Origin of the sequence: Streptomyces spirodelae (assembly GCF_017676385.1) — a bacterium.
GTDB lineage: Bacteria > Actinomycetota > Actinomycetes > Streptomycetales > Streptomycetaceae > Streptomyces > Streptomyces spirodelae.
Genome location: NZ_JAFFZN010000038.1, coordinates 20,832 through 40,721 on the forward strand (window position 1 = coordinate 20,832; position 19,890 = coordinate 40,721).

Below are 19,890 nucleotides of genomic sequence, written 5' to 3' on the forward strand. Positions count from 1 at the left end.
TCGCGCTCACCGTACGCATTCGGGTTACCAACCAGGTATGCGTAAGCGGCTGTTGGTGGGAAGGAAACAACAAGAACCAACAGGAACCGAGGAGACGCATGAGCATTTCCCCGCCGGCCGGTCCGCCTTCGTCCACGGCCTCCCCGACTGTGCCGTACTACGAGGACGTCTCCCCGGGCACCGGATGCCTGCCACCGCGCGCCTGGGCACCGGGTTCAGACGCACGCCGTCTCACCTTGACCGGTACGGCGTGGAAGTTCCGCCTCTCCCCGGCAGCCGAGCTGCACGGCGACGCGTTCGCCGAGCCGCACTACGACGACGCCGCATGGGCCGAACTGCCCGTACCGTGCCACTGGGTGCTCCACGGACACGGTGCGCCTGCCTACACGAACGTGCGGTACCCCTTCCCTGTCGACCCGCCTCGCGTCCCACAGGAGAACCCGACAGGGGACCACCGCCATTCCTTCGACCTGCCCGACGAATGGCCGCTGCCTGCAGGGAACGACAAAGCGCGGGCCGACGGTCCCGGTACGAGGGACGCCGGTGACACGCTGCTGCGCTTCGAGGGAGTCGAGTCGTGCGCCCGGGTATGGCTGAACGGGCACGAGCTCGGCACCTTCCAGGGCTCCCGGCTGCCGCACGAGTTCGCGGTCGGCGCGCTGCTGCAGCCACGCGGCAACGTGCTGGCGGTCCGGGTGCACCAGTGGTCCGCCGGAAGCTATCTGGAGGACCAGGACATGTGGTGGCTGCCGGGCGTCTTCCGCGAGGTCACCCTGCTGCACCGCCCCGCCGGCGCGGCACACGACCACACCGTGCACGCGGACTACGACCACGCCACAGGCCGTGGCACGTTGCGCGTCGAGAGCGACCAGCCGGGGCGGGTCACCGTTCCGGAACTCGACTGGGAGTTGCGCACCGGTGAGACGGCAACCGGGGAGGTGGAGCCGTGGACCGCGGAGACTCCGCGCCTCTACGACGCCGAACTGGCCGTCGGCGGCGAGCGGATCGCCCTGCGGATCGGCTTTCGCACCGTGACGATCGTGGACGGGCTGTTCAAGGTCAACGGACGCAGGGTGCTGCTGCGCGGGGTCAACCGGCACGAGTTCCACCCCGAGACCGGACGCGCGGTGGACCACGAGACCATGCGGCGGGATCTGGTGCTGATGAAGCAGCACAACATCAACGCCGTACGCACCAGCCACTATCCGCCGCACCCTGCTTTCCTCGACCTGTGCGACGAGCTGGGCCTGTGGGTGGTGGATGAATGTGATCTGGAGACGCACGGTTTCGTCGAACTGGGAGACCCGCGCAACCCTGTGGCAGACGACCGGTGGACGCCTGCTCTGCTCGACCGCGCGGCCCGCATGGTGGAGCGGGACAAGAATCACCCTTGCGTCGTCGTCTGGTCGCTCGGCAACGAGTGCGGAACGGGGGCTGGTCTGTCGGAGATGGCCTGCTGGATCCGGCAGCGGGACCCCTCCCGGCCGCTCCACTACGAGGGCGACCACAGCTGCCCTGACAGTGACTTCTACTCCAGGATGTACCTGCCGCACGCCGATGTGGAGCGTGTGGGTCAGATCAAGGAGCCGGCACTGGACGATGCGGAGCTGGACGTACGGCGCCGCTCCCTGCCGTTCATCCTGTGCGAGTACGCGCACGCCATGGGCAACGGCCCTGGCGGGCTGAGCGACTACCAGCGGCTCTTCGAGACCTACGAGCGCTGTCAGGGCGGCTTCGTGTGGGAGTGGATCGACCACGGGCTCGCACGCCGCACCGAGGACGGCCGGACCTGGTTCGCCTACGGAGGCGACTTCGGTGAGGAGGTGCACGACGGCAACTTCGTGTGCGACGGGTTGCTGTTTCCCGACCGCACGCCCTCCCCCGGGCTGGTGGAGTACAAGAAGGTCATCGAGCCCGTCCGGATCGGTCCGGGCGCGGCACCCGGCAGCGTGGTGGTCGGCAACGAGCACGACTTCCTCGACCTGTCCCACCTGGCTCTCGAGTGGTCGTACGAGATCGAGGGCGAACAGGTCAGCGGCGGCATGCTGCCGCTGCCCGAGGGGCCGGTTCCGCCGGGAGGCTCGGTGGAACTGCCGCTGCCCTCGGCGCCGGAGACGGTGCGGTCGGGCGAGGCGTGGTGGACCGTACGCGCGGTCCTTGCCCGACGGACCGCCTGGGGCGAGCCCGGGCACCCGGTCGCCTGGGGGCAGCTGCGGGCCGCCGAGCCGGAGTACCCCCCGGCTGCCACCCTCCCGTCGGCCCCCGCCGCACCACGCCACGACGACGCCCAGGAGGGTCACGAGAGGCGCGAGGGCGCCGGTGGGCACGTTCGGCTCGGGCCGGCGGTTTTCGCCGCCGACAGTGGCGCCCTGCTGCGCCTGGGCGGCATCCCGCTCCGGGCGCCGCAGCTGGACGTCTGGCGGGCGACCACCGACAACGACGACGGAGCGCCCTTCCAGCCGGACGTGCGGCACGGCCCGCTGTGGCGGCACCACGGGCTGCACCGGATGCGGCACCGCACGGACAGTGTGGAGGTCACGCCCGAGGCGTTCGTCGTCCGCACCCGGGTGGCCGCTGCCGCCTCCGCGCTGGGGCTGTGCACCACCTTCCGGTGGACGGGGGCGGCGGACCGGCTGCGGCTGGCCGTGACGGTCGACCCGGAGGGCGACTGGGACTTCCCGCTGCCCCGGATCGGCGTGCGGCTGGGGCTGCCGTCCGCCTACGGTCATGTGAGGTGGTTCGGCGGCGGTCCGGGAGAGGGCTACCCGGACACCGCTGCGGCGGCGCGCACAGGTCTGTGGCGCAGCACGGTGGACGCCCTGCAGACGCCCTACGTGCGGCCGCAGGAGAACGGTGCGCGGCCGGGTGTCCGCTGGGCCGAACTGACACGGGGTGCGCGGGGGCCGGGGTTGCGGATCGAGGCGGACGGGGCGATGTGCTGGTTCACGGCGCGGCGCTGGACGAGCGAGCACCTGGACGCCGCCGAGCACACCACCGATCTGGTTGCCGGGGAGACGGTGTGGGTCAACCTCGATCATGCGATGCACGGCATCGGCTCGCAGTCCTGCGGGCCCGGCGTGCTGCCGCAGTACCGGCTCGCCGCGCGGCCGGTGGAGTTCGGGTTCACCTTTCGGGAGACCTGACCCGGTGACCGGGGCCGCCTCGAGGAGGTGACCGCCCATTGCGGCCGGAACAGGCGGGCCGGTGGCATCCCACCGGCCCGCTCACGGTCACTTGACCCCGACGCCGCCGTATCCCATGTGCTGCCGGAGACTCGCGCCACTGGGCACTGGCCCGTCCGGCCGCCACAGCGGCAGCTGGACCAGGCCGGGCTCCAGCAGGTCGAACCCTTCGAAGAAGGCGGAGATCTCCTCCCCTGTGCGCCACTGGGCGCTGGCGGTGGACTCCTCGTTGTAGACCTTCGCGACCTTGCCGAAGCCGTCGTTCCGGTTGAAGTCCGGGGTGGCATGGCTGAGGATCAGATGGCTTCCGGCCGGCAGCCGCTCGGTCAGCGTACGCACGATGTCCGAGGCGCCCTCTTCGTCGGTGACGAAATGCAGCACCGCGAGCAGCATCAGTGCCACCGGCTCGTCGAAGTCGATGAGCTCCTTGGTGACCGGGTGGTCGAGGATTTCTGCGGGCTCGCGGATGTCGGCGAGAGCAAAACCGGCGTTGCCGGAGTTGGTCAGCTTCGCTCCCGCGTAGGCCGCCACGATCGGGTCGTTGTCCACATAGGCGACCCGCACCTGAGGATCCACCTGCCGGGCCACCTCGTGGGTGTTGGGCGAGGTGGGGATACCGGTGCCGATGTCGACGATCTGGCGGACACCGCTGCCGACGACCGTCCGCACGGCGCGGTGCATGAAATCCCGGTTGCTGCGGGCCGTGATGCCCACGTCGGGCAGGGCGGTCAGAATTCTCTCGGCCGCGTCCCGGTCCGCCTCGTAGTTGTCCTTCCCCCCGAGGTAGTAGTCGTACATCCGGGCCGGGTGCGGCCTGGTGGTGTCTATCTGCTCCGGGCTGAAACCAGCCTCCGACACGTGCTTCTCCATCTCGTCGGTCTGTACGGGCCGTGCTGCGTGGCCCGAGATGTGCTCAAGCGACCAGGAAGTCGGCTTCCCCCGCCTTGGCCGCCTGGATGAAACCCGAGATGTCACTCCGGCTGCAGATGAGCGCCGGGCCGTCGGGATCGGTGGACTGGCGCAGCGCGACCCGGCCGTCGGCCAGCTTGAGCGCCTCGACGCAGCTGCCGCCGTTTCCCCCGCTCCAGGGCTTGCGCCAGCCCTCGTCGCCCAGATGTGCGGCGGGCATCCCGTTGTAGATACGACCCATGGTTCAGATCTCCTTGCGCAGTGCACTCAGGACCGCCCGGGTCCGCACCAGCGGTACGGCCTGGGCGCTCATCCGGTCCAGTGCCTCGAGGAACACGCTGACGTCGTCGCGCTGGTCGAAGTAGACCGCACCCACAAGGCTCTCGGCGCAGACCATGTCGGGCAGTTCGTCGAGAGGGAACCGGAAAAGGTGGAAGGGGCCGTACATGGCCGGATGCGGCCCCGCGCTGAACGGCATGATCTGCAGCGCCACGTTCGGCCGCTCGGTGACCTGGATGAGGTGGTCGATCTGCTCCCGCATCACCTCGGGAGAGCCGAGCGGACGCCGCAGGACGGTCTCGTCTATGACGGCCCACAGCAGCGGCGGGGTCGTCTCCCTGGTCAGGACCGTCTGGCGCTCCATGCGCAGCGCCACTCCCCGCTTGATCTCCGCTTCCGGGGCGTGCGGCATGCCCGCACGGAGCACCGCCCTGGCGTAGCTCTCGGTCTGCAGCAGACCGGGCACATAATGCGGCTCGTAGGCGCGGATGACCTCCGACTCGCTCTCCAGGCTGACGAAGACGCTGAACCACTCCGGCAGCACGTCGCGGTACCTGTGCCACCAGCCGGGCTGGTTCGCCTCGCGCGCGAGCGAGACGAAGCCGTCGATCTCGTCCGGATCCGTCACCCCGTAGGTGCGCAGCAGCTTCTCGACGTAGGGGACCTTGAGCCCGACCTCCGCCTTCTCCATCCGGCGGATCGTCGCGTGAGTGACGTCGAGCGCTCTGGCCGCCTGCTCGAAGGTCACTTCCGCGCTCTCACGCAGGTGCTGGAGTCTCTTGCCCAGCACCACACGCAGCACGGTGGGCGCCGCACCGCCCGTCCGTGAGTCCGCCACAGCCGCTCCCCTCCAACTGACTTCGGTAGGAAAGAGTTTGGCATGTGCCAGCTCTCAAGCACACCCTGTCAAACGCACTTCTGCAATTTACAGATTGATCCTTGCCATACGCGAGTGACGAACCGCATAGTGGAGCCGTGGCTGCCCCCCATGACGCCCTGCCCTTAGAACACCGGCCCGCCGGCGCGCCGGCGACCCGTCCCCTGCGCGACGCCTTCCATCTGCCGGCCCGTGACACATCTGTGGCCCTCGCACGCGCGCGGGTCCTGGAGAGACTGCGCGAGTGGTACGTCGACGACGAGTCGAACGCCGACGCCCAGCTGCTGATGTCGGAGCTCTTCACCAACGCCGTACGCCATACGGACAGCGAGAAGGTCAGCTGCGAGCTGTGGGTCATCGGGGTGCGGCTGCGCCTCGAGGTGGCGGACGAGGGCGGCGGGACCTCGGTCATGCGCGTGGAGGACGCGGACCGCGGCCGGGTCGCCGATGACGAGCGCGAGAACGGCAGAGGTCTGCTCCTGGTCAGCGTGCTCGCCGACGACTGGGGCATACGCAAGGCCCGCACGAGCGGCTCCGAGGGAACGACGGGGCACGCCGTGTGGGCCGAGCTGGAGTGCCACAGAACGCACGGCTGACACGGGACCTTCGCCACTTCGGAGAGACAGCTGCCCTCCGCACCGCTGACACGGCCACGCGCCGATGGCAGGATGCACGGCATTTACCGGCCATGATCCGGCTCTTTTGCCGACCTGTCCCCCTTGTGGAGGCGCTGTGTCCGCACGATCCGCGCGTAAGCGACAGCAAGCGATATCCCTCACGGCGGCACTGACGGCCGCACTGCTGACGGCCGTCACCGCCTGTTCCAGCACCAAGACCTCCGGCAAGAGCGGCGAAGAGGTCCAGCTGGTGACCTCCGGAAAGCTCACCACCTGCACCCACCTCCCCTATGAACCCTTCCAGTTCAAACAGGGCAAGAAGATCGTGGGCTTCGATGTGGACCTGGTCGACCTGGTCGCCAAGGACCTCAAGGTCGAGCAGAAGATCGTGGACACCCCGTTCGAGGGCATCCAGTCCGGCGAGGACCTGAACTCCAGCAAGTGCGACCTGGCAGCGGCGGGCATGACCATCACCCCCGTCCGCGAGAAGAACCTCGACTTCTCCGACTCCTATTTCGAGGCAACCCAGGCCCTCCTCACCAAGAAGGGCAAAAAGTACGACTCGCTGGACGACCTCAAGGGCAAGAAGCTGGGTGTACAGCAGTCCACCACGGGCGAGGAGTACGCCAAGAAGCACGCCAAAGACGTCACCATCCGCCAGTACGAGGATCTGGGGCTGCTGCTGACCGCCGTCAAGACAGGCCAGGTCGACGCGGGCATCAACGACAACGGCGTGCTCTACGACTACGCGAACAAGAACCCGGACACCGAGGTCACCGCCGAATTCGACACCGGTGAGCAGTACGGCATCGGCGTGCGCACAGGTAACGACGCGCTGCGCAAGCAGATCAACAAAACTCTCAAAAAGGCCAAGGCGGACAAGCGCTACGACAAGATCTACAAGAAGTGGTTCGGCACGGAGCCGAAGAAGTGACCCGCCGCAACCGCACCCGCGCCATCCGCACAGCCCAGTACGGCGTCCTGCTGATCGTCGTCCTGGTCTTCGCGCTGGCCGCCGACTGGGGCGAGCTGCGGCGCGCGTTCTTCGACGTCGAGGTGGCCAAGAAGCAGTTCCCTGACGTCATCACGACCGCACTGGTCAACACGGTTGTCTATACCGTGCTCGGCTTCGTGTTCGGGCTGGCGCTGGGCCTGCTACTGGCACTGATGCGGCTGTCGCAGGTGCTGCCGTACCGCTGGCTGGCCATCGCGTACATCGAGTTCTTCCGCGGCGTACCGGCGCTGCTGGTGTTCATCGCACTCGGTTACGGCGTACCGGTGGCCTTCCAGGTGTCCATCAACCAGTACGTGACAGTGATGCTGGCCCTGGGCTTGGTGGGCGCCGCCTACATGGCCGAGACGATCCGCGCGGGCATTCAGGCCGTCCCCAAGGGACAGACGGAGGCAGCGCGTTCCCTGGGCATGTCGCCGACCTGGGCGATGATCTCCATCGTCATCCCGCAGGCGTTCCGGATCGTCCTGCCGCCGCTGGCCAACGAGCTGATCCTGCTCACCAAGGACTCCTCGCTCGTCTATCTGCTCGGCCTGTCGCTGGACCAGTACGAGCTGGCCAAATTCGGCAGAGACGCGCTCAACCAGCACCGCAGCCTCACCCCCATCCTGATCGCGGGGCTGTTCTACCTGGCCATCACGCTGCCCCTGGGCCACCTGGTGCGGCGCCTGGAGGCCCGTACGGCGAAGGCGAGGTGAACGGGATGAACGAGGCGACCGGAACGAGTGGGGGCGGCTCGGCGGCCATCGAGATCGAGGGACTGCGCAAGTCCTTCGGTGAGCTGGAGGTGCTGCGCGGCATCGACATCACCGTGCGGCGCGGCGAGGTGGTCTGTGTGATCGGCCCCTCCGGTTCGGGCAAGTCGACGCTGCTGCGCTGTGTGAACCTGCTGGAGGAGCCCACCTCCGGCACGGTGTGCGTGGCCGGCACCGAGGTCACCGACCCCGAGGTGGACCTCGACCGGATCCGGCGCCGCATCGGCATGGTCTTCCAGGCGTTCAACCTGTTCCCCCATCTGACGGCCCTGGGCAATCTGACCATCGCGCAGCGCCGGGCGCTGGGACGCGGCAAGGCGGAGGCGGAGGAGGTGGCCAGGCGCAATCTGCGCCGCGTCGGGCTGACGGAGAAGGAGACCAGCTATCCGGCGCAGCTCTCCGGCGGCCAGCAGCAGCGGGTGGCGATCGCTCGTGCGCTGTCCATGGGCCCGGAGCTGATGCTGTTCGACGAGCCGACCTCCGCCCTCGACCCGGAGCTGGTCGGGGACGTGCTGGCGGTGATGCGCGGGCTCGCGGACGACGGGATGACGATGCTGGTCGTCACCCATGAGATGAGCTTCGCGCGTGAGGTCGCCGACCGGGTGGTCTTCATGGACGACGGGCTCATCGTCGAGGAGGGGCCCCCGGAGCAGGTCGTGGGGGACCCCCGGCAGGCGCGCACCCGGGCCTTCCTCTCCCGGGTGCTCGACCCGGCGGCGGCGGAGGTGCTGGAGGGCTCCGAGGAGCCGTCCGCGGAGCAGCCGGAGGGCGAGGGCGTGACGCAGCCGGGGTCACCGCCCCCGCAGCGAGTGGACACCGTCCGCGACCGGAAGGGGGTGCGGAAGCAGCATCCCCGGTAGCCGTCGGGCGGCCGCTGCGGGGGAATGGCTCCCTCCGCCACCATGGAGGGAGCAGGCTGTCAGACCCGTGCTCTACATTCACTCTCACCGACGACGAGTGCACGCCGGTGCCGTTGGGTGACCGGAGCAGACGAAAGGCAAGGATGATGGCAGACAGCCCCCGCACGGCGGACGCTCCCGTCGACCGGATCCCCGCCGACGCCGAGGAACTGCTGGAAAAGGCGAAGCCGTACCGGAACGAGCTGCTGGCGCACTGCTACCGGATGCTGGGCTCGGTGCACGACGCCGAGGATCTGGTGCAGGACACCTATCTGCGCGCCTGGCGGGCCGGCGACCGCTTCGAGGGCAGATCCTCGCTCCGAACGTGGCTCTACCGGATCGCCACCAACGCCTGCCTGACCGCGATCGAGCAGCGCGGCCGCCGCCCGATGCCCTCCGGGCTCGGCGCCCCCAGCGACGATCCCGAGCGCCCGGTGACCGAGTCTCCGGAGGTGCCCTGGCTGGAGCCGATCCCGGACGCGATGTTCTCGGGATCCTCCGGGCCCACGGACCCGGCCTCCGTGGTGGTGAACCGCTCCTCGATGCGGCTGGCCCTGGTGGCGGCCCTGCAGCATCTGCCGACCCGGCAGCGCGTCGTCCTGCTGTTGCGGGACGTGCTCAAGTGGCGGGCGGCCGAGGTCGCCGAGCTGCTCGGCACGACGACGGCGAGCGTGAACAGCGCCCTGCAACGGGCCCGTGCCCAGCTCGAGGCGGCCGCTCCGGTGGAGGAGGAACTGACCGAGCCCACCGACCCGGCGGCCCGGGAGCTGCTGGACCGTTACGCGGCCGCTTTCGAGCGCTCGGATGTGACGGCCATCGTCGATCTGTTCAAGGAGGACGCCGTCTGGGAGATGCCGCCCTTCCCGCAGTGGTTCCGCGGCCGGGAGAACATCGTGCGGCTCATCGGCGCCCAGTGTCCCATCGGCCGGGACGAGGGCCTCATGGTTCCGACCTGGGCAAACGGCCAGCCCGCCTTCGGTCTCTACAACCTGCGCGAGGACGGCGTCTACCGGCCGTTCCACCTCCAGGTGCTCACCCTGCAGGACGGACAGGTCGCCCACGTGGGGGCGTTCTTCGGGGACGGCCTGTTCGCCACGTTCGGTCTCCCGGCCGAGGTGAGCGCACAGGAGGCGGCAGCACGGCGCTGAGCGGGCCGGCCCGGCCCGGTGCCGGGCCGCGACACCGGCCTGCTTGGCGGTGACACGGCCGACTCAGCGGTGAGCCGGCCGGGTCAACCCGCCGTAGGGTATCACACGCCCAGCAAGTGGTCCATTGCCAACTGGTCGAGGTGTTCGAAGGCCATGCCTCGCCGGGCCGCCGCTTCGACGTCGAAGTCCTCGTAGGCCGAGCGGTCGGCGAGCAGAGCGCCGGGGGTCTCCCCCGCTTCGAGCGTCGGGCGGGAGAGCTCGTCCAGCCGGGAGGCCCGCAGCGCTTCCTGGACGGCGGGGGCGGCGCGGAAGGCGGCAGCGCGCTCGCGCAGGATGAGGTAGTTGCGCATACAGCCCGCCGCCGAGGCCCACACCCCGGCCGTGTCCTCAGTGCGCGGGGGCTTGAAGTCGAAGTGGCGCGGCCCCTCGTAGCCGCCGCTCTCCAACAGGTCGACCAGCCAGAACGCGGCCCGCAGGTCCCCCGCGCCGAACCTCAGGTCCTGGTCGTACTTGATGCCGGACTGGCCGTTGAGGTCGAGGTGGAAGAGCTTGCCCGCCCACATGGCCTGGGCAATGGCGTGCGGATAGTTGAGCCCGGCCATCTGTTCGTGCCCGACCTCGGGGTTGACTCCGAAGAGCTCGGGCCGCTCCAGGCGCTCGATGAAGGCGAGCGCGTGCCCGACGGTCGGCAGGAGAATGTCGCCGCGCGGTTCGTTGGGCTTCGGCTCCAGCGCGAAGCGCAGTCCGTAGCCCTGTTCGGTGACGTAGTCGGCCAGCAGGTCGAAGGCTTCCTTCATCCTGTCGAGCGCCGCCCGGATGTCCTTGGCCGCGCCGGATTCGGCGCCCTCCCTGCCGCCCCAGGCGACGTAGGTTTGGGCGCCCAGTTCAACGGCCAGGTCGATGTTGCGCATCGTCTTGCGCAGGGCGAAGCGCCGCACATCGCGGTCGTTGGCGGTGAACGCGCCGTCCTTGAAGACTGGGTGGGTGAACAGGTTGGTCGTCGCCATGGGCACGGTCATGCCCGTCGCGTCGAGCGCTTGGCGGAATCGTTTGACGTGCCCCTCCCGTTCGCCCTCGGGTGCGCCGAACGGAATGAGGTCGTCGTCGTGGAACGTCACGCCGTACGCACCGAGTTCGGCGAGGCGGTGCACCGACTCGACCGGGTCGAGCGGTGCCCTGGTCGCGTCCCCGAACGGGTCCCGGCCCTGCCAGCCCACCGTCCACAGGCCGAAGCTGAACTTGTCCGCCGGTACGGGCTCGTAGCTCATCCTGCCGTTCCTCTCCCGCGCCGTCGTCCGTGCGGAGCCCGTCGTATATCCGTCCCAAGTCCGGCGAATCCGTCCGAAGTCGGCGGGTGGTTCCGTGCGGAAGGTCCCGTCCGGACACGCGGACACGCGGACACGCGGACACGCGGACACGCACACACCGCGGCGCGAGGCTATTCGTCATGGCCGTTTACAAATTAGTATGCGCACACCATCGGCAGCCAGGGAAGGGAGCGGCACTCCATGACCGCACCGGAAGGCCCGTTCGTCATCGGGGTCGACAGCTCGACCCAGTCCACCAAGGCCCTCGTGGTGGACGCAGCGACCGGCCAGGTGGTCGCGCGTGGGCAGGCCCCGCACACCGTCTCCCCGGGCGACCGGCGCGAGACGGATCCCGAGGAGTGGTGGCAGGCGCTGCGCACCGCGGTGGTCCGGTGCGGGCGCGCGGCGAGCGAGGCCGCGGCCGTCTCCGTCGCCGGCCAGCAGCACGGTCTTGTGACGCTGGACGAGGCGGGCCGCCCGGTGCGCCCGGCGCTGCTGTGGAACGACGTACGCTCGGCGCCCCAGCGCGACCGGCTGGTCGCCGCCCTCGGCGGCTCCGAGGTGTGGGCCGAGCGCGTCGGAAGCGTGCCGGCACCGGCCTTCACGGTGACCAAGTGGGCATGGCTGCGTGAGAACGAACCCGAAGCAGCACGGTCGACGGCGGCCGTGCGACTGCCGCACGACTTCTTGACCGAGCGGCTGACCGGGCAGCCGAGCACCGACCGCGGCGACGCCTCGGGCACCGGCTGGTGGGCCTCGGCTACCGAGTCGTACGACGAGGAGATCCTGCAGCTCGCCCGTCTCGATCCCGCGCTGCTGCCGCCTGTGCTGGGCGCCGGGGAGGCGGCGGGCACCGTCCGCGAGAGGGAGGACGGGTTCCTCACCCCGGGCACGCTGGTGGCGACCGGAACCGGCGACAACATGGGCGCCGCCCTCGGCCTGGGGCTGCTGCCGGGACAGCCGGTGCTCAGCCTCGGCACCTCCGGCACCGTCTACGCAGTCTCCGGCCGCCGCCCCGCCGACCCGACCGGGACCGTCGCGGGCTTCGCAGACGCGCACACCGGCTGGCTGCCGCTGGCCTGCACCCTCAACTGCACCCTGGCCGTCGACCGGATGGCCGCGCTGCTCTCCCGGGACCGGGAGGACGTGGAGGCGGGCGGGCGGGTCACCGCATTGCCATTCCTCGACGGTGAACGCACTCCCGACCTTCCCTACGCATCCGGGCTGCTCACCGGGCTCCGGCACGCCACAACGGGCGGTCAGGTGCTCCAGGCAGCCTACGACGGGGCCGTCTTCGCCCTGCTGCGCGCACTGGATCTCGTACTGGCCGAGAGCGGGGACAGCGGTGCGGCGGAAGACACGCCCCTGCTGCTGATCGGGGGAGGCGCCAAGGGGACGGCCTGGCGTGACACAGTCCGGCGGCTGTCGGGACGAGCCGTTCAGGTGCCACGTGCCCAGGAATTGGTCGCACTGGGAGCCGCCGCCCAGGCCGCCGGCTTGCTGCTGGGTGAGGACCCTGCCGCCGTCGCACGCCGCTGGCACACCGCCGAGGGCGCGTCGTACGAGCCCGTCGAACGCGACGAGGCCACGCTGACCCGGCTCGCCGGCACCCTTCAGGACGCCGGGGCACTGCTGGGGAGACGGCCATGAACGGGTGACCGTCCCAGCGGCACACCGGCAGCCCCGTCTCCCCCCCAGTCCCGCCGCACAGCAGTGGACCGGAAACACTCAACGGCGGCACTCCCCCCGTCGCCCCCCGAAGGAGTCCCCGATGGCGGCCTCGGCTCCCAGCTCCCAGCGGGAGATACGCAGACGCAATCTGTCGCGCGTGCTCTACGCGGTGGCCGAGCCGGGGCCCTCTTCCCGGGCGGCCGTGGCGACGCGGCTGGGACTGACGCGTACCGCGGTCTCGACACTCGTCGACGAACTGCTGCGCGGCGGGCTGCTCACCGAACAGGGGCCGACACCACCTGACGGCGGTCCCGGCCGCCCCGGTACCGCACTCGCGCTGACCGACAGCGGGCCCTGCGGGCTGGGAGCCGAGATCGGGGTGGACCATCTGGCGGTCTGCGCGGTCGACCTGCGCGGCCGGGTGCGTGCCCGCGAGGACGTCGAGTCCGAGGGCCGCAGCAGTGAGCCGGGCGCGGTGCTCGACCGGCTGCGGGGACTGGTGGACACGGTGGCCGCACAGGCGCGCGGGCACGGGCTGAGCCCCGCCGCTCTCACCGTGGCGGTGCCCGGCCTGATCGCTCGCGGGACATCGAGCGTGGTGCGGGCGCCGAACCTGGGGTGGCGGGACGTCGACATCGCGCCCGCACTCGCCAGCGCGGGCGCGAGTTCGGGCTCGGCCTCGGGTTCGGGCTCACGCTCGGCCTCGAGTTCGCGGGCGGCAACGAGCACGCAGCCGGGCACAGGTACGCGGCCGGGGCCGGAAGCCGGTTCGTCGCCGCTGCCGATCACCGCCGACAACGAGGCCAACCTCGCCGCCCTGGCCGAACTGTGGCTGGACAGCGGCCGAGTGCCCCGCGACTTCGTACACGTGTCAGCGGAGGTCGGGATCGGTGCCGCCATCGTGCTGGACGGCGAACTGCTGCGCGGCACACGGGGCTTCGCGGGCGAGATCGGCCACGTGCCCGTACGCCCTGACGGGCCCCCGTGCGCCTGCGGGGGCAAGGGCTGCCTGGAGCAGTACGCGGGTGAGTGGGCGCTGCTGCGTGCCGCCGGTGCTCCCGTCGAAGGGCCCCGGGACGCCACGCTCGCCGCGCTCCGGGAGAGGGCCGCGGCAGGTGATGAACGGGCGCTGCGGGCGCTCCAGGAGGCGGGGACGGCACTGGGGCTGGCGCTGGCCGGGACGGTCAACCTGCTCGACCCCGGCGCCCTGGTGCTCGGCGGTGTTCTGGCCAGGTTCGCCCCATGGCTCCTGCCGTCGCTGGAACGGGAACTGACGGAGCGCACCGCGGCTCCCGGGGCCCCGCCCGACCTGGTCGTCTCGGGCCTGGGCGCGGACGGGCCGCTACTGGGCGCCGCCCATGCGGCCGTCCGCGTGGTGCTGGACGACCCGCTGTCGTACCGGACCGAGGCCGCACCCGGGTGATCCCCTCCCGTCCGAGGGAGCGCCTCCACCCGGGGCAGCCTGGGGAGCTGAGCGCCTCCGCCCCTCCGGAGCGCCGCTCGGGGCACGAAGTTCGCACGGCCACTGGTCGGTCCAATGGCACGCACGGACGACTCTTGGCAGCCCCGTCGGCGGCTGCCATCATCAACGCGCGTCAACTCGCTCTGTACGTGCCCCCATTATCCCTCTCCGCCTTCCCCCCACCGGGAGACACGATGGACTCAGCACGCCGGCACCACGCACCCACCCCCTTCCGTTCGCACCTCTCCCGTCGCGCGCTGCTGCGCGGTGGAGCGGGCTTCACCCTCGCCGCAGGACTCGCGGGCGCCTCACTCATATCGGGCGGGACCGCGGTGGCCCGCTCCAGAGGCCAGCGGGCTGTCGACTACCCCGCGGCCGAGTGGGTCCCTGCCTCGCCCTCCAACTACACGACGGCCAACCGGCCCACGCAGTACCCGATCGAACTCGTGATCATCCATGTCACCCAGGAGTTCTACGACGACACCCTGGCCATCTTCCAGAATCCGGACAAGGCGGTCTCCGCGCACTACGTGGTGCGCTCCTTCGACGGCCATGTGGCGCAGATGGTGCGGGAGAAGAACGTCGGCTGGCACGCGGGCAATTGGAACTACAACACCCGCAGCGTCGGCATAGAGCACGAGGGCTGGATCGACGAGCCGGACACCTGGTTCACGGATGAGATGTACACCGCGTCGGCCGCGCTGACGGCGGACATCTGCCGTCGCAACAACATCCCCATGGACCGCCAGCACATCATCGGTCACAACGAGGTGCCCGGCTCCGACCACACCGACCCTGGTGCGTACTGGGACTGGGCGCGTTACATAGAGCTCGTCAAGTCCCAGTAGCACCAACTCCGCAAGCACGCGGCCGATCGGCCGGCCGGCTCCGTCGGGACCTATTCCCGCTTCGTGTCCGGCCAGCCGGTCGGCCCGGTCGGCTGGCCGGCGGCCCGGCCCAGCCCGTCCGCCCGGTTCAGCCGGTCGGCCGGTCGACCGGTCGGCCGGTCGAAGCGTCGGCGCCGCACGAGCAACGGCAGACGAACGGCACGGCGCCGCAACCGGGCCTGCCCCTACGCCAGTTCGGTCTTCTGGTCACCTGCGTCCGCAAGCACTTCAACCCATCGTGTGACTACCGGCCGGAAGTCTTCAGTTCGCCACACCGCCCCCTGGATCCTCAGCATGTGCGACGACGGGACGACAGGGACGACAGGCGGAACAACAGCCGCAACAGACGCCAGGTGCTGACAGCGGCGGCGCTCGTATGCACCGCACTCGGCGCCGTGGCGGGGACCGCCTCCCTCCTCGCGCCCTCACCCGCCGAACAGCAGACGGGCGCACGCCAATCCCTCGCGTCCCTCGCGCTCGCGGCAGCGAGCCTGCCACCGCGCCCCGCCGGTCAGGACCCCGCTTCCGGCTCAGCCCCTCAGCCGTCGAACAACGCTCAGCCGTCGAACGCACCTCAGCAAACCGGCCCCGATGGTGACGCCCACCTGTCGGTGCACGCCAACGGTACGCACGTGGAGGCGAATGCCGGACGGAAGGGCAGCTGCCCCGGTGCGTCCCTCACGGTGCAGACCGGGCACGGTACGAGCGTGCACCTGTGGGCGGGGCACCGACCGTGTCCGCCGCCTCCACCGCACCCCACACCGCCTCCCTCTCCCACTCCGCCGCCATCCTCGCCACCCCCGCCATCGCCACCGGGACCCAGCTCTCCCGCACCCACTCCGCCGTCGCCTCCCACGCCCAGCGCGACGCCCGGCTCCCCGGCTCCGGAGACGCCCCCGCCTGCGGAGCCGCCCGCGCCGCCGCCGGTCGCCGCGAAGCCCGCCCGGCAGCCGGCCCACGCTCCGCAGCAGCCGAAGCGGCCCCCGGCCAAGCCCCTACGGGCCTCGCACTCGCCCTCACCCTCGCCGACGCCGTCCCGCAGTGTGCTCACGGCTCCGAGACAGCCGGCGCCCGAGCGTCGGCAGCCCGACGGCAGCCTGTCCATGGTCACCCGCACGCTGCTGATCGTCGCTCCGGCCGTGCTCGCGGCCGCCGCGCTGCGGCCTCGCTCGAACAGTTCGAGGCAGGCAGCGGCAGGTGACACCTCCGGCACGAGCGGCGGCTGACCCTCGCCGACCCCCGCTCATCTCTCATCGGTTCGCGCTCTGTGGAGGCCCCCTTGTCCGAATGGCTCATGCTGACGCTCAGCCTGGTCGCTTCCTGCCTGGTGGTCGTCGCCGTGGTCGTCCTCAGACGTCGGCGCGCCGCCACGGAGGACCCTTCCGAGACACCCGACGTGATCGAGTACATGACGATGATGATCGGCGTGGTCTACGCGATCGTGCTCGGCCTGGCGATCGCCGGTGTCTGGGAGGCACGCAACGCGGCGGACGAGGCCGTCTCGCAGGAGGCGCAGGCACTGCACGAGGTGAGCGAGCGAGTGGGGGTCTACCCGGCCGACGAGCGCGAACGGGTGCGCAAGGACATCGACACCTATGTGCGGTACGCCGTGACCACCGAGTGGTCGCACATGGTGGAACACGGCGAACTCACCGACCGGGGCACCCGCCTGCTCGACCAGCTGCGGAAAGACGTGGCCTCCTATGAACCGTCCACCATGCGGCAGGCACAGGCGTACCAGGCAGTGGTCGACCAGGTGGCCGAGGCCGACACCGCGCGCACCGCACGCGCGACGGGCGCCGGACCGACCATGCCGGGGGTGGTGTGGGTCGGTCTGTACGCGGGAGCCGTGATCGCCGTAGGAATGCTCTTCGCGCTGCAGATCCAGCGCTCGGGCAGGGAACTGGTCCTGGCCGGCATCTTCAGCGCACTGATCGCATTCCTGCTCTTCCTCGTCTGGCACTTCGACGATCCGCTGGCACGCGGCCTCGACGAGCCGAAGGAAGCGTTCGCAGCCCTTTTCCCCCAGGTAATCGCCTCTTCGGGATGAAGTAGAAGGGAATGGAGCGGAGGGGACGGAGGAAAAGGGTGAATCCGGAACAGCCTGGATGACCCCGTCTGCCCTCCGTCTCCCCGCCGCGATGGCCTCCGTCTCCGCTGCCGACATACCCGAGTGAGATGCTGGCGGTCCCAGAGGCGAGAGATCACGAAGGAGTCCGGGTGTCCCTGCTCTTCCCCGCGCTGCACGCCGCGTCCTCGCAGAAGGCGCTGAGTTTCGGCGACCGATCCCTCAGCTACCGCCGACTGGCCGCCGTGTCGAGCGGCGTTGCCGCGCGGCTGCAGACCGCGGCCCCTGTCGCGGTCTGGGCGACGCCCAGCCTGGAGACAGCGGTCGGGGTGGTCGCCGGACTGCTGGCCGGGGTTCCCGTGGTGCCACTGAACCCGAAGAGCGGTGAGAGCGAACTGGCGCACATCGTCGGCGACAGCGCCCCGGGAGCCGTTCTGGCGGAGCCAGGCGCACAACTTCCCGAAACACTCGGCTCGCTGCTCCGTACGGACATCGAGATCTCCGAGGAGCCTGTCGCCGGGGAGGAGACCTGGGGCCTGCCCAGCGAGCCGAACCCGGAGGCCGCAGCCCTCATCGTCTACACCTCGGGGACGACCGGACCACCCAAGGGTGTGGTGCTCTCGCGGCGCGCCATCGCGAGCAGCCTGGACGCGCTGGAGGAGGCGTGGCAGTGGACCGCGGACGACGTGCTGGTGCACGGTCTGCCGCTGTTCCATGTGCACGGGCTGATCCTGGGCGTGCTCGGCCCGCTGCGCCGCGGCGGCACCCTGCGTCACCTGGTCCGCTTCAGTACCGAGGGAGTAGCGAGAGAGCTGGCCGGTGGCGGCACGATGCTGTTCGGCGTGCCGACGATGTACCACCGTCTCGCCGACGCGTGCACGAGCGACCCGGACCTGGTGCGGGCGCTGGCCGGGGCCCGACTGCTGGTGTCCGGCTCGGCCGCCCTGCCACTGCACGACCACGACCGGCTGATGGCTGCGACCGGACAGCGGGTGATCGAGCGCTACGGAATGACCGAGACGCTGATGAACACCAGCGTGCGCCCCGGTGGCAGCTCCCAGCTGGGCACGGTGGGCCTGCCGCTGCGGGACGTGGATGTCCGTCTGGTCGACGACGCGGGCCGGCGCCTGCCCGCCGAGGACACCGAGACGGTGGGCGAGGTGCAGGTGCGGGGCCCGAACCTGTTCACCGAGTACCTCAACCGCCCTGACGCGACCGCCGAGGCATTCGACGGCGGCTGGTTCCGCACCGGCGACATGGCGACAAGGGACGCGGACGGTTCCGTACGCCTCGTCGGCCGCAAGGCCACCGACCTCATCAAGAGCGGCGGCTACAAGATCGGCGCTGGAGAGATCGAGAACGTGCTGCTCGGCCACCCGGCCGTCGCCGAGGCCGCCGTCACCGGCGAGCCCGACGACGACCTGGGTGAGCGCGTCGTCGCCTGGATCGTTCCGGCCTCACCACAGCAGCCGCCGCTCGCCGAGGAGCTGACCACGCTGGTGACCGAGCAGCTCGCGTCGCACAAGCGTCCTCGCGAGGTCCGCTTCCTGGACGCGCTGCCGCGCAACGACATGGGCAAGGTGGTGAAGCGGGATCTGCCGGGCCGGGAGGGATGAGTCGTCGCCCCGCCCCGCCTCGCTCCCCCGGCTCGTCCGCTTTCCGTTCACTGCTTTCTGCTTTCTGCGGTCAACGAGTGGTCGAGGGATCAGGCAGGCGCTGTGTCAGACCTGCGGCCTCAGCCAGCCGACGGTAGGAGCGCAGGCGGTCGCCGGGGTCGTAGGTGTTGAGCGTCAGCAGGACCTCGTCGGCGCCCGTGCGCGCCACAAGTGAGACCAGTTCCTCGACCACCTCGTCCCCCGTCCCTCGGAGCTGCGAGAGCCGTGCCTCGTCGAACGCGGCGCGTTCCTTCGCGCTCATCGCGCGGGTCGGCACGTTTTCGGGAGCCACGAGCGGGGCGAAGGTGCCACGGGTGCGGGAGAGCGCCGTCGACCACGCCTCCGGAAGCTGCAACAGCTCCGCCTCCTCGCGGGTGGCGGCAGCGGCGGCGTTCACGGCGACGACGACATACGGGGCGGTCGCTGGATCGGCGTCCGGGTCGACGCCACCCGGCGCGGCTGCAGCTGGCCGGGAGGCGGCACCGGGCGTGGCGGCACGCGGCAGGGCGGCAGCACGCGGCCGGAAGCTCGCACGGTAGGTCTCCACCGCCTCCCGGGTCCGACGCTCGTCGCGGGAGGCGCCTATCACCAGCGGCAGCCCGTGCTCGGCCGCAACCGTCGCGCCCGAGCCCACGGCGAGTACGAACGGCGGCACGCGCAGCCCCTCGGCGGGGCGGGCGCGCACCGGACCGGTGCCCTCGAAGTAGTCGAGCAGTTCGGATATCTGTGCGCTGAAGCCATCCGCGGCGTCCTTGCCCACCCGTAGGGCTTTGCGGATGCCGTCGGTGAAGCCGACGGAGCGCCCCAGGCCCATGTCGATACGGCCTGGGAAGAGCGACTCGAGCACACCGAACTGCTCGGCGACCACCAGCGGCTGGTGGTTGGGGAGCATCACTCCGCCGCTCCCGATCCGGAGCCGCGAGGTGGCCGACGCCACCGCCGCAGCCAGCACCGTCGGCGCGGAGCCGGCGATCCCCGGGACGGCATGGTGCTCCGAGACCCAGAACCGCAGGAAGCCCAAGCCCTCCGCCTGCTGGGCGAACCGCACCGTCTCACGCAGCGCCTGACCGGGGTGCTCGCCCTCCCGGACGAGGGAGCGGTCGAGTATGGAGAGAGGGACCGGAAACGGACGCGAGGAAGTCACCTCTGTTACAACGCCCGC

Annotated in this window: 17 protein-coding genes; 12 read left to right on the plus strand and 5 right to left on the minus strand. The window is 70.5% G+C overall.

Annotated elements, in window-relative coordinates:
• Positions 1–98: 98 nt before the first annotated feature.
• On the plus strand, positions 99–3,143 hold the full coding sequence (locus JW592_RS29825) for a glycoside hydrolase family 2 TIM barrel-domain containing protein (protein ID WP_209268372.1): 3,045 nt from the start codon (positions 99–101) through the stop codon (positions 3,141–3,143).
• Between the two features lie 87 nt (positions 3,144–3,230).
• Here the strand turns inward: JW592_RS29825 and JW592_RS29830 are convergent, their stop codons facing one another.
• Genes JW592_RS29830 through JW592_RS29840 form a run of 3 tightly spaced genes read right to left on the minus strand, consistent with a single transcriptional unit; the run spans position 3,231 to position 5,208 of the window.
• Positions 3,231–4,052 (minus strand): SAM-dependent methyltransferase, encoded by an 822-nt coding sequence (locus JW592_RS29830; RefSeq protein ID WP_209268373.1) that lies wholly within the window; start codon positions 4,050–4,052, stop codon positions 3,231–3,233.
• Positions 4,053–4,095: 43 nt separating this feature from the next.
• Positions 4,096–4,332: a DUF397 domain-containing protein gene (locus JW592_RS29835; protein WP_209268374.1), complete on the minus strand. Its 237-nt coding sequence runs from the start codon at positions 4,330–4,332 to the stop codon at positions 4,096–4,098.
• 3 nt (positions 4,333–4,335) lie between these two features.
• Entirely contained in the window at positions 4,336–5,208 is an 873-nt protein-coding gene (locus JW592_RS29840; protein WP_209268375.1) for a Sco1979 family transcriptional regulator, read from the minus strand.
• A 221-nt stretch (positions 5,209–5,429) separates the two neighbouring features.
• On the opposite strand from JW592_RS29840, the gene JW592_RS29845 reads away from it, so the two are divergent.
• The 5 genes from JW592_RS29845 to JW592_RS29865 all read left to right on the plus strand — a co-directional run bounded on the left by JW592_RS29845 (position 5,430) and on the right by JW592_RS29865 (position 9,678).
• Positions 5,430–5,843 (plus strand): ATP-binding protein, encoded by a 414-nt coding sequence (locus JW592_RS29845; RefSeq protein WP_372446606.1) that lies wholly within the window; start codon positions 5,430–5,432, stop codon positions 5,841–5,843.
• Positions 5,844–5,979: 136 nt separating this feature from the next.
• Positions 5,980–6,798, plus strand: a complete 819-nt coding sequence (locus tag JW592_RS29850) for a basic amino acid ABC transporter substrate-binding protein (protein ID WP_372446602.1) — start codon at positions 5,980–5,982, stop codon at positions 6,796–6,798.
• Positions 6,795–7,574 carry an amino acid ABC transporter permease gene (locus JW592_RS29855; protein WP_209268378.1) on the plus strand — a complete coding sequence of 260 codons (780 nt, stop codon included), beginning with the start codon at positions 6,795–6,797 and terminating at the stop codon, positions 7,572–7,574. The genes JW592_RS29850 and JW592_RS29855 overlap by 4 nt, the downstream gene beginning before the upstream one ends.
• Before the next feature lie 5 nt (positions 7,575–7,579).
• On the plus strand, positions 7,580–8,491 hold the full coding sequence (locus JW592_RS29860; RefSeq protein WP_209268379.1) for an amino acid ABC transporter ATP-binding protein: 912 nt from the start codon (positions 7,580–7,582) through the stop codon (positions 8,489–8,491).
• Positions 8,492–8,637: 146 nt separating this feature from the next.
• On the plus strand, positions 8,638–9,678 hold the full coding sequence (locus tag JW592_RS29865) for a sigma-70 family RNA polymerase sigma factor (protein WP_209268399.1): 1,041 nt from the start codon (positions 8,638–8,640) through the stop codon (positions 9,676–9,678).
• Positions 9,679–9,779: 101 nt separating this feature from the next.
• On the opposite strand, the gene xylA is transcribed toward JW592_RS29865, so the two are convergent.
• Positions 9,780–10,946: a xylose isomerase gene (xylA, locus tag JW592_RS29870; protein WP_209268380.1), complete on the minus strand. Its 1,167-nt coding sequence runs from the start codon at positions 10,944–10,946 to the stop codon at positions 9,780–9,782.
• A 240-nt stretch (positions 10,947–11,186) separates the two neighbouring features.
• Between xylA and xylB the strand changes: the two genes are divergently transcribed.
• The 6 genes from xylB (at position 11,187) to JW592_RS29900 (ending at position 18,689) form a co-directional block, all read left to right on the plus strand.
• On the plus strand, positions 11,187–12,635 hold the full coding sequence (gene xylB, locus JW592_RS29875; RefSeq protein WP_209268381.1) for a xylulokinase: 1,449 nt from the start codon (positions 11,187–11,189) through the stop codon (positions 12,633–12,635).
• A gap of 121 nt (positions 12,636–12,756) precedes the next feature.
• Positions 12,757–14,079, plus strand: a complete 1,323-nt coding sequence (locus JW592_RS29880) for an ROK family transcriptional regulator (RefSeq protein WP_209268382.1) — start codon at positions 12,757–12,759, stop codon at positions 14,077–14,079.
• A gap of 233 nt (positions 14,080–14,312) precedes the next feature.
• A complete protein-coding gene (locus JW592_RS29885) occupies positions 14,313–14,966 on the plus strand; it encodes an N-acetylmuramoyl-L-alanine amidase (RefSeq protein ID WP_209268383.1) in 654 nt (217 codons plus the stop codon).
• A 754-nt stretch (positions 14,967–15,720) separates the two neighbouring features.
• A complete protein-coding gene (locus tag JW592_RS29890; protein ID WP_209268384.1) occupies positions 15,721–16,206 on the plus strand; it encodes a hypothetical protein in 486 nt (161 codons plus the stop codon).
• A gap of 78 nt (positions 16,207–16,284) precedes the next feature.
• Positions 16,285–17,055 carry a bestrophin-like domain gene (locus JW592_RS29895; RefSeq protein ID WP_209268385.1) on the plus strand — a complete coding sequence of 257 codons (771 nt, stop codon included), beginning with the start codon at positions 16,285–16,287 and terminating at the stop codon, positions 17,053–17,055.
• A 170-nt stretch (positions 17,056–17,225) separates the two neighbouring features.
• A complete protein-coding gene (locus JW592_RS29900) occupies positions 17,226–18,689 on the plus strand; it encodes an acyl-CoA synthetase (RefSeq protein ID WP_209268386.1) in 1,464 nt (487 codons plus the stop codon).
• A 70-nt stretch (positions 18,690–18,759) separates the two neighbouring features.
• On the opposite strand, the gene JW592_RS29905 is transcribed toward JW592_RS29900, so the two are convergent.
• A complete protein-coding gene (locus JW592_RS29905; protein ID WP_209268387.1) occupies positions 18,760–19,872 on the minus strand; it encodes an MsnO8 family LLM class oxidoreductase in 1,113 nt (370 codons plus the stop codon).
• Positions 19,873–19,890: the final 18 nt, after the last annotated feature.

Coding starts and splice junctions, on each gene's coding strand:
- xylA (WP_209268380.1), bottom strand. CDS start 10,946: ATGAGCTACGAGCCCGTACCGGCGGACAAGTTCAGCTTCGGCCTGTGG.
- xylB (WP_209268381.1), top strand. CDS start 11,187: ATGACCGCACCGGAAGGCCCGTTCGTCATCGGGGTCGACAGCTCGACC.
- JW592_RS29865 (WP_209268399.1), top strand. CDS start 8,638: ATGGCAGACAGCCCCCGCACGGCGGACGCTCCCGTCGACCGGATCCCC.
- JW592_RS29880 (WP_209268382.1), top strand. CDS start 12,757: ATGGCGGCCTCGGCTCCCAGCTCCCAGCGGGAGATACGCAGACGCAAT.
- JW592_RS29835 (WP_209268374.1), bottom strand. CDS start 4,332: ATGGGTCGTATCTACAACGGGATGCCCGCCGCACATCTGGGCGACGAG.
- JW592_RS29860 (WP_209268379.1), top strand. CDS start 7,580: ATGAACGAGGCGACCGGAACGAGTGGGGGCGGCTCGGCGGCCATCGAG.
- JW592_RS29885 (WP_209268383.1), top strand. CDS start 14,313: ATGGACTCAGCACGCCGGCACCACGCACCCACCCCCTTCCGTTCGCAC.
- JW592_RS29825 (WP_209268372.1), top strand. CDS start 99: ATGAGCATTTCCCCGCCGGCCGGTCCGCCTTCGTCCACGGCCTCCCCG.
- JW592_RS29830 (WP_209268373.1), bottom strand. CDS start 4,052: ATGGAGAAGCACGTGTCGGAGGCTGGTTTCAGCCCGGAGCAGATAGAC.